Below are 14,357 nucleotides of genomic sequence, written 5' to 3'. Positions count from 1 at the left end.
CAGCCCGTCCGACCGGAAAACCGAGGGCGGGGCGGGCCCGGACCGAAGTCCGTGCCCGCCCCGCCCGCGACGGAGCCGTCAGCGTCCCGACGTCACTTCTTCCACTTGGTCAGCGGACCGTCGGTGCCGGTGTAGCGGCGGAAGGCGTACACCGCGTTGCCGTCGTCCGACACGTAGTACACCGAGGTGCTCATGTCGAGGTCGTACTTCCCGTTCGGGTTCGCCACGGTGCCGATGTCGGTCATCGAACCGTCGGTCGGCGAGAGCGTCACCAGGCGGGCCGGCTTGTCATAGCCCTGCGACACCACGGCGCGGACCTTGCCGTCCTTGTCGGTGCCGGCGACCAGCCGGATGTCGCTGCCGCTGGTCGAGCCCGGGCTGGCCGCCCACAGGCGCTTGCCGGTGGTCAGGTCGTAGGCGTTGATGGCCGGCTTGGTCGGGTTGACCTGGACGTACAGCGTGGTGCCGCTGACCACGTTGCGGGTGAAGGCGTTGTCCTGGCCGGACAGGCGGAGGCTGTCCGAGCCGGGCTCCTTGACGGACATCTGGTTGCCCGGCTTGTTGTCCTTGTCGAACGGCAGGATGTAGTCGCCGTTCGGGCCGTTGGTGATCAGCAGGACCAGCGGCTTGTCCTGGATGACCGAGTCGACCTCCTCGATGCTGCCGGTCAGGGTGATCGGGCTGCTCGCGGGCTTGCCGCTGTCGGCGTTCACGATGACCAGCTGCGACTTCGGGCCGCTGGTCATGTAGCACCGGTCGCTGATCGCGATCTGGTTGCCGGCCGCACGGGCGCGCATCGTGCAGTCCTTGTCGCGCGGCTGGTACTGCCAGGCCGGCTGGCCGTTGGAGACGTTCAGCCCGGCGACGGCGTTGCCGCCGACGACGACCACGTTGTCGGTGACGCTCAGGGTCGGCTGGGACAGCCGGTCGGCCGTGGCCTTGACGGTCCACAGCAGCTTGCCCGAGGACAGGTCGACGGCGCCGACGGTGGAGCAGTCGCTGTCACCGGTGTTGAAGGAAACCGCCGCGATGTTCTTGGAGTTGGCGGTGTACGAGGCGCTGCACAGCTCCTTGCTGCCGGCCGGGGCCGGGATGTTCCACGCGGGCTTGCCGTCGGTCAGGTTGTAGGCCTTGACGCCGTCACCGTCGACGCGCACCGCGTACTTGTCGGTGCCCCAGATGCCGAGCATCTGGTTGGTGGCATCGGTGTTGGCGGGCGACGGAGCGGACCAGGCGACGTTGAACGTGGCCTTGGTCTTGCTGTTGGTGTTGTCGTCCGGAGCGACGCTCCCGCTGGTGCCGCCCGAGACGGTGCTGGAGCTGCCCGAGTCGGCCACCGGGCCGGGGCCAGGGCTGGGCTTGGGGTCCGGCTTCAGCAGGACGACCAGCCCGATCACGATGGCGATCGCCAGCACGCCGCCGATGATCCCGCCCCACAGCATCACGGGGTTGCGCTGCTTGGGCGCCGCGGGCACCGGCACGCCCGGGTAGGTGTACCCGCCCTGCTGCTGGTAGTCGTAGCCGTACCCCTGGGACGGGTCAGGCGTGGCGTAACCGCCCCCGGGCACCGGGTCGTACGGGCCGATCGGCGCCCCGGGCGGTGGCGCCTGCGCGGGGAACCCGCCGGCCGCGGTCGGCGCGTACGCCCCGTAGTCGGCACCACCCATCGGCGGCTGGGCGGGCGGCGCGGGCGGCTGGGCCGGCGGCGGGCCGGCGGGCGCGGCCTGACCCGGGACCGCCGAGCCGTCGAGCTGTGTCATCTGGTCCGCGACGGCGGCGGGATCCACGCCGCCTGCCGGGCGCCCGAACGAAACGCCGCGGTTTTCCTGCGGGCCGCTGCCGGCTGCGTCGCCCGCACCCGGCGTAGGGTGGTGATCCCCTGCCATCTGATTCCCCGTCATGTCTGGAAGCGTCCCCCTGCCGGTACCGTCCACGGTCCGGTGGGACGGGTGAGATTCGGCACCATGGTAGTGGCGGGTGGGTTTTCGGCCGTTCCCAGGACCACCCACCCCACCCCGACACTCCCTGGCCACGCAACACCTTCACCCCCCGGCCACCCCACCCCCGCACATCCACCCCCGCGCACCCGTTCCCGTGGGCGCGCGGGCCCACCCCGCCCGGCACGTCCCACGACCGGAACCGCCCCGGCCCTCATCCCCCGAGAGCCCCGCCCCCACCCGCCGGCAACCCCCCACGGCCCCCGAGCCGTAGGCTTCAGGAGTTGAAGGGGACACCCGGCGGAGGGTTCCCCACCCTGGGAGGGTGGATCATGTCGACGGACACACCGGGCTCACAGTCGTCCCTGCACCGGGCGAACCTGGAACGGGTGCTCCGCGCGGTGCGGATGGCCGGTTCGCTCACCCAGGCCGAGATCGCCCGCGGCACGGGCCTCTCCGCGGCCACCGTCTCCAACATCGTGCGGGAGCTGAAGGAGAGCGGCACCGTGGTCGTCGCCGACACCTCCTCCGGCGGCCGCCGCGCCCGCAGCGTCTCGCTCAGCGGTGACGCCGGCATCGTGGTCGGCATCGACTTCGGCCACACCCACCTCCGCGTCGCCGTCGGCAACCTCGCGCACCGGGTGCTGGCGGAGGAGAGCGCCCCGATCGACGTGGACGTCTCCGCCGCCCAGGGCTTCGACCGGGCCGAGGCGATGGTCGAGCGACTGCTGGAGCAGGCCGGGTTCCGCCCGGAGAAGGTGATCGGGGTGGGCCTCGGGGTGCCGGGCCCGATCGACGTGGAGACCGGCGCGCTCGGCTCGACCGCGATCCTGCCGGGCTGGACGGGCATCGCCCCGGGCCGGGAGCTGGCCGAGCGGCTCGGCATGCCGGTGCACGTGGACAACGACGCCAACCTGGGCGCGCTCGGCGAGCTGGTGTGGGGCGCGGGCCGTGGCCTGAGCGACCTCGCGTACATCAAGATCGCCAGCGGTGTGGGCGCCGGCCTGGTGGTCAACGGCCAGATCTACCGCGGTCCGGGCGGCACCGCGGGTGAGATCGGGCACATCACCCTGGACGAGGCCGGCCCGGTCTGCCGCTGCGGCAACCGCGGCTGCCTGGAGACCTTCGTCGGCTCCCGCTACCTGCTCTCACTGCTCACCTCCACCCTCGGCGCGGACCTCTCGCTGCCCCGGGTGGTCGAGCTGGCCCACCAGGGCGACCTCGGCTGCCGCCGGGTGATCGCCGACGCCGGCCGCCAGATCGGTACGGGCGTGGCGACCCTGTGCAACCTGCTCAACCCCCGCCGGGTGATCCTCGGCGGCGACCTCGCCGAGGCCGGTGAGCTGGTGCTCGCCCCGATCCGCGACTCGGTCGCCCGCTACGCCATCCCCAGTGCCGCCCGCCAGCTGTCGGTGGTCCCCGGCACCCTGGGCGGCCGCGCGGAGGTGCTCGGCGCGCTGGCCCTGGTGATGAGCGAGATGGGCGAGTCCGGCGCCCTCGGCCGCCACTGACGCCCGTCACCCCCGACCGCGCGACCGGAACAGCCGTTCGTCAATGCGGATTGACCCCTACCCCCCGGGCCGACCTCCCGGAATGGCGGTAACCGGCCGCTGGCACCGGGCGCGCCGCTCGGTGTCCGGCAAGCGGACATTAGACTCGACCGGTCGGTACCGGCCGCGACCACCGGCCTGCCGCCGGACCGGGCAGCGACGCCCGTCGGACCGTCCGTGGTCCGCGAACACTGAACGAGGAGGAACGGGTGGCCCTGCTGACCCGCATTCGGGGACCGCGCGATCTCGACCGGCTCACGCCCGGACAGCTGGCCGCACTGGCCCAGGAGATCCGGACCTTCCTGGTGACCGAGGTCTCCAAGACGGGCGGTCACCTCGGACCCAACCTCGGCGTGGTGGAGCTCACCATCGCGCTGCACCGGGTGTTCGACTCGCCGCGCGACCGCATCCTCTTCGACACCGGCCACCAGAGCTACGTCCACAAGCTGCTCACCGGCCGCCAGGACTTCTCCCGGCTGAAGATGAGCGGCGGCCTGTCCGGCTACCCCTCCCGCGCCGAGTCCGAGCACGACGTGATCGAGAACTCGCACGCCTCCACGGTCCTCTCGTACGCCGACGGCCTGGCCAAGGCCAACAAGATCCAGGGCAAGGCGGACCCGGTCGTCGCCGTCATCGGTGACGGCGCGCTCACCGGCGGCATGGCCTGGGAGGCGCTCAACAACATCGCCGACGCCAAGGACCTCCCGGTCGTCATCGTCGTCAACGACAACGAGCGCTCCTACTCGCCGACCATCGGCGGCCTGGCCAACCACCTCGCCACCCTGCGCACCACCCAGGGTTACGAGCGCTTCCTCTCCTGGGGCAAGGACGCCCTGCAGCGCACCCCGGTGGTCGGCCAGCAGCTGTTCGAGACGCTGCACGGCGCCAAGAAGGGCCTCAAGGACTTCATCGCCCCGCAGGGCATGTTCGAGGACCTCGGCCTCAAGTACATCGGCCCGATCGACGGCCACGACCTGACGGCCCTGGAGTCCGCGCTGACCAAGGCGCGCGGCTTCGGCGGCCCGGTGATCGTGCACTGCCTCACCGAGAAGGGCCGCGGCTACCACGCCGCCGAGAACAACGACGAGGACCGCTTCCACGCCGTCGGCGTGATCCACCCGGACACCGGCCTGCCGGTCAAGAACTCGGGCAAGGACTGGACCTCCGTCTTCGGCGAGGAGATGGTCGCGCTCGGCCACGAGCGCGAGGACATCGTCGCGATCACCGCCGCGATGCTCCACCCGGTCGGCCTGGCCCCCTTCGCCAAGGAGTTCCCGGACCGCATCTTCGACGTCGGCATCGCCGAGCAGCACGCCGTCACCAGCGCCGCCGGCCTGGCCACCAACGGGCTGCACCCGGTGTTCGCGGTCTACGCGACCTTCCTGAACCGGGCCTTCGACCAGGTCCTGATGGACGTCGCCCTGCACAAGCTGGGCGTCACCTTCGTGCTCGACCGGGCCGGGGTCACCGGCACGGACGGCGCCTCGCACAACGGCATGTGGGACATGTCGATCCTCCAGGTCATCCCGAGCCTGCGGCTGGCCGCCCCGCGCGACGCCGACCAGGTCCGCGCCCAGCTGCGGGAGGCCGTCCTGGTCAAGGACGCCCCGACGGTGGTCCGCTACTCCAAGGGCACGGTCGGCCCGGCCGTCCCCGCGGTCGGCCGGGTCGGCGGCATGGACGTGCTGCGCGCCGCCGAGGAGCCCTCCGGCGCCCACCGCGCCGACGTCCTGATCGTCTCGGTCGGTGCGATGGCCCCGACCAGCCTGGAGGTCGCCGACCTGCTGGCCGCCCAGGGGATCACCGCCACCGTGGTGGACCCGCGCTGGGTCAAGCCGGTGGACCCGGCCCTGCCGGGCCTGGCCGCCGAGCACCGGGTGGTCGTGACGATCGAGGACAACGGCCGGGTGGGCGGCGTCGGCGCGGCCGTCGCGCAGGCGCTGCGGGACGCGGACGTGGACCTGCCGGTGCGCGACTTCGGCATTCCGCAGGAGTTCCTGGACCACGCCAGCCGGAACGAGATCCTGGCCGAGATCGGCCTGAACGCCCCCGACATCGCCCAGCGGGTGACCGCCCTGGTCGCCAAGCTGGACGCGGCGCCGGTCAAGGCCTGAGACGGCGGTCGGCGGAACGGACCGGCGGCGCCCGGAAGGCGCCGTAGCCCGTTCCGCCGACGACCGATTGTCGTAACTCCGTAACAGTTCGTCACGAAACAAGCTGACAATCGCACTGAATAGCGGGACCGGCGCCATCCGCGCCGATTCCGCCCGGTAGGTTGTCAACCGTGCCGACCCCCACCCGCCGCCGCCTCGCCGGCCTGGCCGACCGCCTGCCCGAGCGCGCCCGTACCCACCTTCGTCAGGGGTACTGGACCAGGCTGGTGCCGCTGCTCACGCTGGTCGCGCTGGCCACCCACATCCCGTCCTTCGCCCGGCCCGTCTGGAGCCCGGACGAGGGCTTCCTGGCCACCCAGGCCCGGATGCTCGCCGACGGCGGGGTGCTCTACGACACCGTCGTGGACCGCAAGCCGCCGCTGCTGCCCTGGCTCTACCAGGCGTGCTTCGCCGTCTTCGGCTCCGCCTCGCTGTGGCCGCTGCGCACCCTGGCGGTGGTGGCCCACCTGGTCACCGCGATCCTGCTGGCCTCGATCGCCCGCGGCCGCTGGGGAAACCGGGCCGGGGCCGGCGCCGGACTGCTCTACCTGCTGGTCTCCATCGGACTCTCCCCGGAGGACACCCAGGCGGCGACCTTCGAGGTCTTCATGCTGCCCGCGATGGTGGCCGCCTTCCGCTACGCCGAACGCCGCCGCTGGCTGGCCGCAGGCATCGCGGTCGCGCTCTGCTCGCTGACCAAGCAGACCGGCGGCGCGGTCCTGCTGCCGGTGCTCTGGATGCTCCTCCAGGACGCCCGCCGACGAGGGGTGCGCTGGCCGCCCGCGCTGTTCAAGATCGGGTTCGGCTTCGCGGTGCCGATAGCCCTGGTGGCGGTCATCCTGACCAAGCCCAAGGGCTTCCTCTTCTGGGTGGTCACCGGCAGCGGCGACTACGCCTCCTTCGGCGGCGCCTGGCTGCAGATGCTCGGCCGGGCCTTCGGCAACCTGGGCATCCTGGCCGCGGCGGGCCTCGGCTTCCTGTACCCGGTCGGCCGCCGGCTCTGGTTCAAGTACCGCCACCGCCCGCTGCCGGTGGCGGGCGAGGAGTACGGCTCGACCACCGACCTGTGGGTCTGGTTGCTCTCCTCGGTCGTCGCGGTCAGCGTGGGCTTCCACTTCTTCGGCCACTACTACCTCCAGCTGATGCCCCCGCTGGTGCTGCTGGGCACCGGGGCGGTCGCCACCTCGGCGATCCGCTGGAAGCCCGTCCTGGTGTACACCACGGTCGCCGCCACCGCGTTCTGGACCCTGGCGCTGGCCTGGCCGGGGGAGCAGATGAGCCGCAACACCGAGGTCGCCACCGCGGTCGCCGCCCAGACCACCCCCAAGGACACCGTGCTGGTCTGGGGCATGCACCCCGAGCTGTACTGGCTGGCCGACCGCAAGCCCGCCAGCCGCTACCTGACCGCCGGCTTCCTCACCAACTACAGCGGCGGCAAGGACGGCAGCCCCAACGTGGGCGAGCAGTTCAGCGTCAACAACGCCTGGCAGACCTTCGACAAGGAGCTCGCCAACGGCCTGCCCGAGGTCTTCGTGGACGACTCCGGCATCGCCCCGTACCAGCCGGTGATGGTCCCCCGGATCGAGAACCTGCTGGACACCCACTACGAGATGATCGGCGTCATCGGCGACACCGTCGTCTACCGCCTCAAGCACTGAGGCCCGAGCGCCCCCCAGGTACGAAGGAGCCCCCGGCGACCAGGTCGCCGGGGGCTCCTTCGTGCAGCGCTACGCCTGGGCGGGCACCGAGGCCACGCCGGGGGCGAGGAACTTCTTGCCGTTCACCCGCTCGGAGATGCCCTCACGGTCCAGGTACGGGGTGATCCCGCCCAGGTGGAAGGGCCAGCCGGCACCGGTGATCATGCAGAGGTCGATGTCCTGCGCCTCGGCGACGACACCCTCGGCCAGCATCAGGCCGATCTCCTGCGCCACGGCCTCCAGGGCGCGGCTGAGGACCTGCTCCTCGGTGAGCACCGAGTCGCCGAAGGTCAGCAGCTCCAGCACCTCGGGGTCGAGGACCTGCTTGCCGTCGACCCAGGTGTAGAAGCCGCGCTTGCCGGCCTTGACCACCTTGCCGAGGTTCTCGGAGACGGTGAACCGCTCCGGGAAGGCGCCGTGCAGGGTCTCCGAGACGTGCAGGGCGATGGCCGGGCCGACCAGCTCCAGCAGCACGATCGGGGACATCGGCAGGCCGAGCGGCTCGACGGCCTTCTCGACGCTGGCGATCGGGGTGCCCTCGTCGATGATGTTCTGGATCTCGCCCATGAAGCGGGTCAGGATCCGGTTCACCACGAACGCCGGGGCGTCCTTGCAGAGCACCGAGGTCTTCTTCAGCTTCTTCGACACGGCGAAGGCGGTGGCCAGCGACGCGTCGTCGGTCTGCTCGCCGCGGACGATCTCCAGCAGCGGCAGGATCGCGACCGGGTTGAAGAAGTGGAAGCCGACGACCCGCTCGGGGTGCTTCAGCTTCGAGGCCATCTCGGTGACCGACAGCGAGGAGGTGTTGGTCGCCAGCACACAGGTCGGCGAGACCACGTTCTCCAGGTCCGCGAAGACGGTCTGCTTGACGCCCATCTCCTCGAACACGGCCTCGATGACGAAGTCCGCGTCGCCGAAGGCGGCGGCCTTGTCCAGCGAGCCGGTAACCAGGCCCTTGAGGCGGTTGGCCTTGTCCTGGCCGATCCGGCCCTTGCCGAGCAGCTTGTCGATCTCGGCGTGGACGTAGCCGACGCCCTTGTCGACGCGCTCCTGGTCGATGTCGGTGAGGACCACCGGCACCTCCAGACGGCGGGCGAACAGCAGCGCCAGCTGCGAGGCCATCAGACCGGCGCCGACGACGCCGACCTTGGAGACCGGGCGGGCCAGCGACTTGTCCGGGGCACCGACCGGGCGCTTGGCCCGGCGCTGCACCAGGTTGAAGGCGTAGATGCCGCTGCGCAGCTCGCCGCTCATGATGAGGTCGGCCAGGGCCGCGTCCTCGGCGTCGAAGCCGGCCTGCAGGCTGGCCTTGTCGGCGAGGTCGGCGTCCTTGACGGCGGCGATGATGTCCAGCGCCTTGTAGGCGGCCGGAGCGGCGCCGTGCACCTTGCTGTCGGCGACCATGCGGCCCCAGAGGACGGCGTCGTCCCAGGCCTTGCCGCGGTCGATCGCCTCGCGCTCGACGGCCAGGTCGCCCTTGAGGACCTTGGCGGCCCACAGCAGCGACTGCTCCAGGAAGTCGGCCGGCTCGAAGATCGCGTCGGCGATCCCCAGCTCGAACACGTCCTTGCCCTTGAGCTGCTTGTTCTGGTTCATCGAGTTCTCGATGATGACCTTGACAGCCTTACCGGCACCGATCAGGTTCGGCAGGATGGTGCAGCCGCCCCAGCCGGGGACGAGGCCGAGGAAGACCTCGGGCAGCGAGAAGGCCGGAACACCCGCGGACACCGTGCGGTAGTCGCAGTGCAGGCCGACCTCGACGCCGCCGCCCATGGCCGCGCCGTTGTAGAAGGCGAAGGTCGGGACGGGCAGTGCGGCGATCCGCTTGAAGACCTCGTGGCCGCCCTTGCCGATGGCCAGCGCGTCGGCGTGCTGCTGGAGCAGCTCGACGCCCTTGAGGTCGGCGCCCACGGCGAAGATGAACGGCTTGCCGGTGATCGCGGCGCCGACGATCTTGCCCTCGGCGGCCTCGGCCTCGACCTGGTCCAGCGCAGCGGACAGCTTCAGCAGCGAACCCGGGCCGAAGGTGGTCGGCTTGGTGTGGTCGAAGCCGTTGTCCAGGGTGATCAGGGCCAGCTTGCCGGCCTGCAGCGGCAGGTCCAGGTGGCGGACGTGGGCGGTCGTGACGACCTCGCCCGGGAACAGCTCGGCGCCGTGCTGGAGCAGCTCAGTGGTGTTGCTCATGGTCACTTACCACCCTCGAGCTCGGACGACTTTTCCGCTCCGCTCCAATGCGGGTTCTCCCAGATGATGGTGCCGCCCATGCCGAACCCGATGCACATCGTGGTCAGGCCGTAGCGGACGTCCGGGCGCTGCTCGAAGCGGCGGGCCAGCTGGTTCATCAGGCGCACGCCGGAGGAGGCCAGCGGGTGGCCGAAGGCGATCGCACCGCCGTACGGGTTGACCCGCTCGTCGTCGTCCGCGATGCCGTAGTGGTCCAGGAAGGACAGCACCTGGACGGCGAAGGCCTCGTTGATCTCGAAGGCCTGGATGTCGTCGATGGTCAGACCGGCCTTGGCCAGCGCCTTCTCGGTGGCCGGCACCGGGCCGATGCCCATCACCTCGGGCTCGACGCCGGCGAAGGCGTAGGAGACCAGGCGCATCTTGACCGGGAGGCCGAGCTCCTCGGCGACGTCCTCGGCGGCCAGCAGCGAGGCGGTGGCACCGTCGTTCAGACCGGCCGAGTTGCCCGCGGTGATGTTGCCGTGCGGGCGGAACGGGGTCTTCAGGTTGGCCAGCGACTCCATCGTGGTGCCCGGGCGCAGCGGCTCGTCCACGGTGGCCAGGCCCCAGCCGGTCTCGCCGACCTCGGGGTTGGTGTTGCGGATCGAGATCGGCACCAGGTCGGGCTGGATGTCGCCGTTGGCGTACGCCTTGGCGGCCTTCTCCTGGGAGCGCACGGCGTAGGCGTCGCAGCGCTCCTTGGTCAGGTGCGGGAACCGGTCGTGCAGGTTCTCCGCGGTCATGCCCATGAACAGGGCGGACTCGTCGACCAGCTTCTCGGAGACGAAGCGCGGGTTCGGGTCCACGCCCTCGCCCATCGGGTGGCGGCCCATGTGCTCGACGCCGCCGGCCACGACCACGTCGTACGCGCCGAAGGCGATGCCGCCGGCGGTGGTGGTCACGGCGGTCAGGGCGCCGGCGCACATGCGGTCGATCGCGTAACCAGGGACGGACTTCGGCAGGCCGGACAGCAGGGCGGCGGTGCGCCCGATGGTCAGACCCTGGTCGCCGATCTGCGTGGTGGCCGCGACGGCGACCTCGTCGATGCGCTCGACGGGCAGGTTCGGGTTACGGCGCACGAGCTCCCGGATGCACTTGACGACGAGGTCGTCGGCGCGCGTCTCGTGGTAGATGCCCTTCGGGCCGGCCTTGCCGAACGGGGTGCGGACGCCGTCGACGAAGACGACGTCCCTCGCGGTACGAGGCACGGGGGCTCTCCTCCCAGGGACCAACATTTCGAGGTGGGCAGGCTGCCGCCGGGAAACACCTGGCGGCGCCGCGTCCCGGCCATGCTACCGGTCGGTAACCAACCTGCCCAGGCCCCTCGGAGGGTTCTGACCATGTGTCCCGCGACACGTCCGGCGGCACGTCCGACCAGGAAGCCTCCCCGGAGACGCCGAAGGGGATGCGGTCCGTACGGACGGCATCCCCTTTTCGGAGCCGGTGGCGTCGCCGGACCGGATCAACCCTGGGCCGTGGCGGCGGTGGCGGTGGCGAAGGCGGCGGCCATCACCGGTGCCACCAGGTCGACCTGCCACTGCCGGGCGCCGAGCCGGCGCAGCGCGGCGGCCACGCCCTCGGCGCTCGGGTCGGCCGGCGGCTCCCAGGAGACCCGACGCACCAGGTCCGGAGTGATCAGGTTCTCGGCCGGCAGATGGTGACGCTCGGCCAGCTCGCTGACCGCGGCGCGGGCGCCGGACAACCGGGCGGCGGCCACCGGGTCCTTCTCCGCCCAGGCCCGCGGCGGCGGCGGACCGTCGTGCGGTGCGGCGGCCGGCGGCAGCTGGTTCTCCGGGACCTCCCGGCCGCGCTGCACGGCCGCCAGCCACTGGTCCAGCTGGCGCCGGTGCAGGCGCGGGCCGAAGCCCTGCACGGCCTGAAGGGCCGCGATGTTCAGCGGCATGGCCAGCGCGGCGTTGACGATCGCGGCGTCCGAGAGCACCCGGCCGGGGGAGACGTCGCGCTCCTGCGCCATCCGGTCACGGGTCAGCCACAGCTCGCGCACCACGGCCAGCTGGCGGCGCCGGCGGACCTTGTGCAGCTGCGAGGTGCGGCGCCACGGGTCGGTGCGCGGGGCCGGGCGCGGGGCGGCGGCGATCGAGGCGAACTCCTCCAGCGCCCAGTCGAGCTTGCCCTGGGCGTCCAGCTCCTGTTCGAGTGCGTCACGCAGCTCGACCAGCACCTCGACGTCCAGAGCCGCGTAGCGCAGCCAGGGCTCGGGCAGCGGGCGGGTGGACCAGTCCACCGCCGAGTGCTCCTTGGCCAGGCTCAGCCCGAGCACGTTCTCGGTCATCGGCCCGAGACCGACCCGGGCGAAGCCCGCGATCCGCCCGGCCAGCTCGGTGTCGAACAGCCGGGTGGGTCTCATGCCCACCTCGGCCAGGCAGGGCAGGTCCTGGGTCGCGGCGTGCACCACCCACTCGGCGTCCGCGATGGCGGCGCCCAGCCTGCCGAGGTCGGGGCAGGCGATCGGGTCGATCAGGGCCGAGCCGGCGCCGGCACGGCGCAGCTGGATCAGGTACGCCCGCTGCCCGTAGCGGTAGCCGGAGGCGCGCTCGGCGTCGACGGCAACCGGTCCGGTGCCCGCGGCGAAGGCGGCGATCGTGGCGGCCAGCGCCTGCTCGTCCGCCACGACGGGCGGGATCCCCTCCTTCGGTTCGAGGAGCGGGACCGGGGCTGCTTCTTCTGGGATGGCTGCTACGGCGTCGGTCACCCACCAAGGGTACGACGGTCCTCGGAACTGGGAGTGTTGTCGGACTGGGCGGACTGATGATCGCCCACTCGCCTCCGGGCCGCTCGGACCCGGTGCCGACGGTCGGCGGGCGCTGCGCCACCTCCCTCGTCGGCGGCTCGGCCCTTCTCCCTTTCGGCACCGGCGCCCCTTCGGCTCGGGGCGGGGATCGCCCACTGCGTCCGGGCCGCGCGCGTGCGCGGCGGCTCAGGAGGAACGTTCCTCCTGAGCCGCTGCGGCTCCGGCGAGTGGTACGGCTGGTTGGCTCAGTGAATGATGCCGGTGCGCAGCGCGACCGCGACCATCCCGGCGCGGTCGCCGGTGCCGAGCTTGCGGGCGATCCGGGCGAGGTGGCTCTTCACGGTGAGCGCCGACAGGCCCATCGCCACGCCGATCGCCTTGTTCGACTGGCCCTCGGCGACCAGCCGCAGTACCTCGACCTCGCGGCCGGACAGCTCGCGATAGGCGGCCTGCTGCGGCCCCGGCGCACCGGGTGCTCCGGGCGCGCCCGGCGCACCGGCGGCCCCCGGCATGCCCGGCATCCCGGGGCGGCGCATCCGGCCGGCCAGTCCGGCGGCGCCCAGCGGCAGGCCCGGGCGGCCGGGCATCGCGACATTGGTGCGGGTGCCGGTGACCACGTAGCCCTTGACGCCGCCGGCCAGCGCGCTGCGGACCGCGCCGATGTCGTCGGCGGCCGACAGGGCCAGGCCGTTGGGCCAGCCCGCGGCGCGGGTCTCGGCGAGGATGGTCAGCCCGGAGCCGTCCGGTAGGTGCACGTCGGCGACGCAGATGTCGCGCGGGGTGGAGACCCGGGGACGGGCCTCGGCGATCGATGACACCTCGATCACGTCGCGGACGCCCAGCGCCCAGAGGTGACGGGTGACGGTGTTTCGGACGCGGGGATCGGCGATGACCACCATGGCGGTGGGCTTGGTCGGGCGGTAGGCGACCACGTTTGCGGGGTGCTCAAGAAGGACCGACACCAGGCCTCCTGCGGGGAGTGGCGGACGGAACCCCGAGGGGGCGGTCGGAGTGTTCCGCGTTCGGAAAGGGTCACAGTCTGCTTCGGCAGCTACCGTGCCCGGCTTTAGCGAAAGATCACGATCTAGTGAGTAACAATACGGACAAATCGCGCATATGACTGATGAGACATGCCCTGAAATCGCACAAAATCGATCAGATTCGTCACGGATCGGTCGACTCTGACCAGTTTATTGACGCAGAGCAGGACGGAAGTCACACTCCGTCAGCCCTGGGGGTGGCATCGGGGCAGGAGGTGCCGTCCGGCCCGGACACCACTCGTCAGTGCGACCGCGGGCGACGCCGCGCGGGCATCGGGACCACCCCACCGAGTGACGTGACCTCGTTCGGGCCCTGCGGGGCGGGGCTGGCCGGCGGCAGCCCGGCGCTGATGCAGAGCAGGTCCCCCCAGGCCGCCAGGTGCCGCTCGAACCGGCCGTCGGCCGGCGTCCAGGAGGCCCGGATCTCGATCTCGGTCGAGGACGGGCGGTCCGCCAGGCCGCCGAAGTACTGGGAGGCGCAGCGGGTCACCGTGCCGGACGGCTCCGCGTACCCGGCGCCGTGCGCCTGCAGCGCGTCCAGCAGCCAGGCCCAGCCGACCTCGGAGAGCATCGGGTCACCGGCCATCTCCGGCTCCAGCTCGGCCCGGGTCATGGTGACCACCCGGAACTCCCCGTTCCAGGCCTCCTGCCCGGCCGGGTCGTACAGCAGCACCAGCCGGCCGTCGGCCAGCTCCTCGCCGTCCACCTCCACGGCGGCGGTCACTGCGAACGAGTACGGGGCGAGCCGGCGCGGGGCCGGCGCGGGGGAGAGCTGGACCTCCGGGCGCAGCCGCGCCCCTTCGAGGGCCTCCACGGCGGCCCGGAACTCGCTCGGCGCGCCCTCCCGACCCGTTCCGCCACCTGTTCCGCCACCCTGTGCGGGGTGCCCGCCGACCGCTGCCATGACCCGAAGACTAGGTCGAAAACCCGGGTTATCGCCGCAACTTCCGTCCGAGCGGCGTGCCGGAACGGCAAACCCGGCCACATCTTGGAGGAACCGACGAG

At 71.9% G+C, this 14,357-nt stretch carries 9 protein-coding genes; 3 read left to right on the top strand and 6 right to left on the bottom strand.

Annotation, left to right across the window (positions count from 1 at the left end):
• Positions 1–92: 92 nt before the first annotated feature.
• Positions 93–1,760, bottom strand: a complete 1,668-nt coding sequence (locus BOQ63_RS16615; protein WP_191093568.1) for an outer membrane protein assembly factor BamB family protein — start codon at positions 1,758–1,760, stop codon at positions 93–95.
• Between the two features lie 509 nt (positions 1,761–2,269).
• Between BOQ63_RS16615 and BOQ63_RS16610 the strand changes: the two genes are divergently transcribed.
• The 3 genes from BOQ63_RS16610 to BOQ63_RS16600 all read left to right on the top strand — a co-directional run bounded on the left by BOQ63_RS16610 (position 2,270) and on the right by BOQ63_RS16600 (position 7,298).
• Complete coding sequence (locus tag BOQ63_RS16610; RefSeq protein ID WP_030288210.1) at positions 2,270–3,448, top strand: ROK family transcriptional regulator; 1,179 nt, start codon at positions 2,270–2,272, stop codon at positions 3,446–3,448.
• A gap of 248 nt (positions 3,449–3,696) precedes the next feature.
• Positions 3,697–5,601 carry a 1-deoxy-D-xylulose-5-phosphate synthase gene (gene dxs / locus BOQ63_RS16605; protein ID WP_030288212.1) on the top strand — a complete coding sequence of 635 codons (1,905 nt, stop codon included), beginning with the start codon at positions 3,697–3,699 and terminating at the stop codon, positions 5,599–5,601.
• Positions 5,602–5,771: 170 nt separating this feature from the next.
• The gene (locus tag BOQ63_RS16600; protein WP_223885952.1) at positions 5,772–7,298 is read left to right on the top strand and encodes an ArnT family glycosyltransferase; all 1,527 of its coding nucleotides are present in this window, start codon (positions 5,772–5,774) and stop codon (positions 7,296–7,298) included.
• A 69-nt stretch (positions 7,299–7,367) separates the two neighbouring features.
• On the opposite strand, the gene BOQ63_RS16595 is transcribed toward BOQ63_RS16600, so the two are convergent.
• The 5 genes from BOQ63_RS16595 to BOQ63_RS16575 form a co-directional block, all read right to left on the bottom strand.
• A complete protein-coding gene (locus BOQ63_RS16595) occupies positions 7,368–9,521 on the bottom strand; it encodes a 3-hydroxyacyl-CoA dehydrogenase NAD-binding domain-containing protein (RefSeq protein WP_030554897.1) in 2,154 nt (717 codons plus the stop codon).
• 2 nt (positions 9,522–9,523) lie between these two features.
• A complete protein-coding gene (locus BOQ63_RS16590; RefSeq protein ID WP_030288216.1) occupies positions 9,524–10,768 on the bottom strand; it encodes a thiolase family protein in 1,245 nt (414 codons plus the stop codon).
• A gap of 254 nt (positions 10,769–11,022) precedes the next feature.
• On the bottom strand, positions 11,023–12,273 hold the full coding sequence (locus BOQ63_RS16585) for a ribonuclease D (RefSeq protein WP_030288219.1): 1,251 nt from the start codon (positions 12,271–12,273) through the stop codon (positions 11,023–11,025).
• 284 nt (positions 12,274–12,557) lie between these two features.
• Positions 12,558–13,274, bottom strand: a complete 717-nt coding sequence (locus BOQ63_RS16580) for a response regulator transcription factor (protein WP_030288221.1) — start codon at positions 13,272–13,274, stop codon at positions 12,558–12,560.
• Positions 13,275–13,593: 319 nt separating this feature from the next.
• Positions 13,594–14,256, bottom strand: coding sequence for a DUF3000 domain-containing protein (locus BOQ63_RS16575; RefSeq protein ID WP_033353514.1), 663 nt, complete (start codon positions 14,254–14,256; stop codon positions 13,594–13,596).
• Between the last annotated feature and the right edge of the window lie 101 nt (positions 14,257–14,357).

This window comes from Streptomyces viridifaciens (genome assembly GCF_001888885.2).
Lineage (GTDB): Bacteria > Actinomycetota > Actinomycetes > Streptomycetales > Streptomycetaceae > Kitasatospora > Kitasatospora aureofaciens.
Note: the sequence above shows the minus strand (reverse complement) of the source record. Positions and strands in the feature narration are given on the sequence as shown.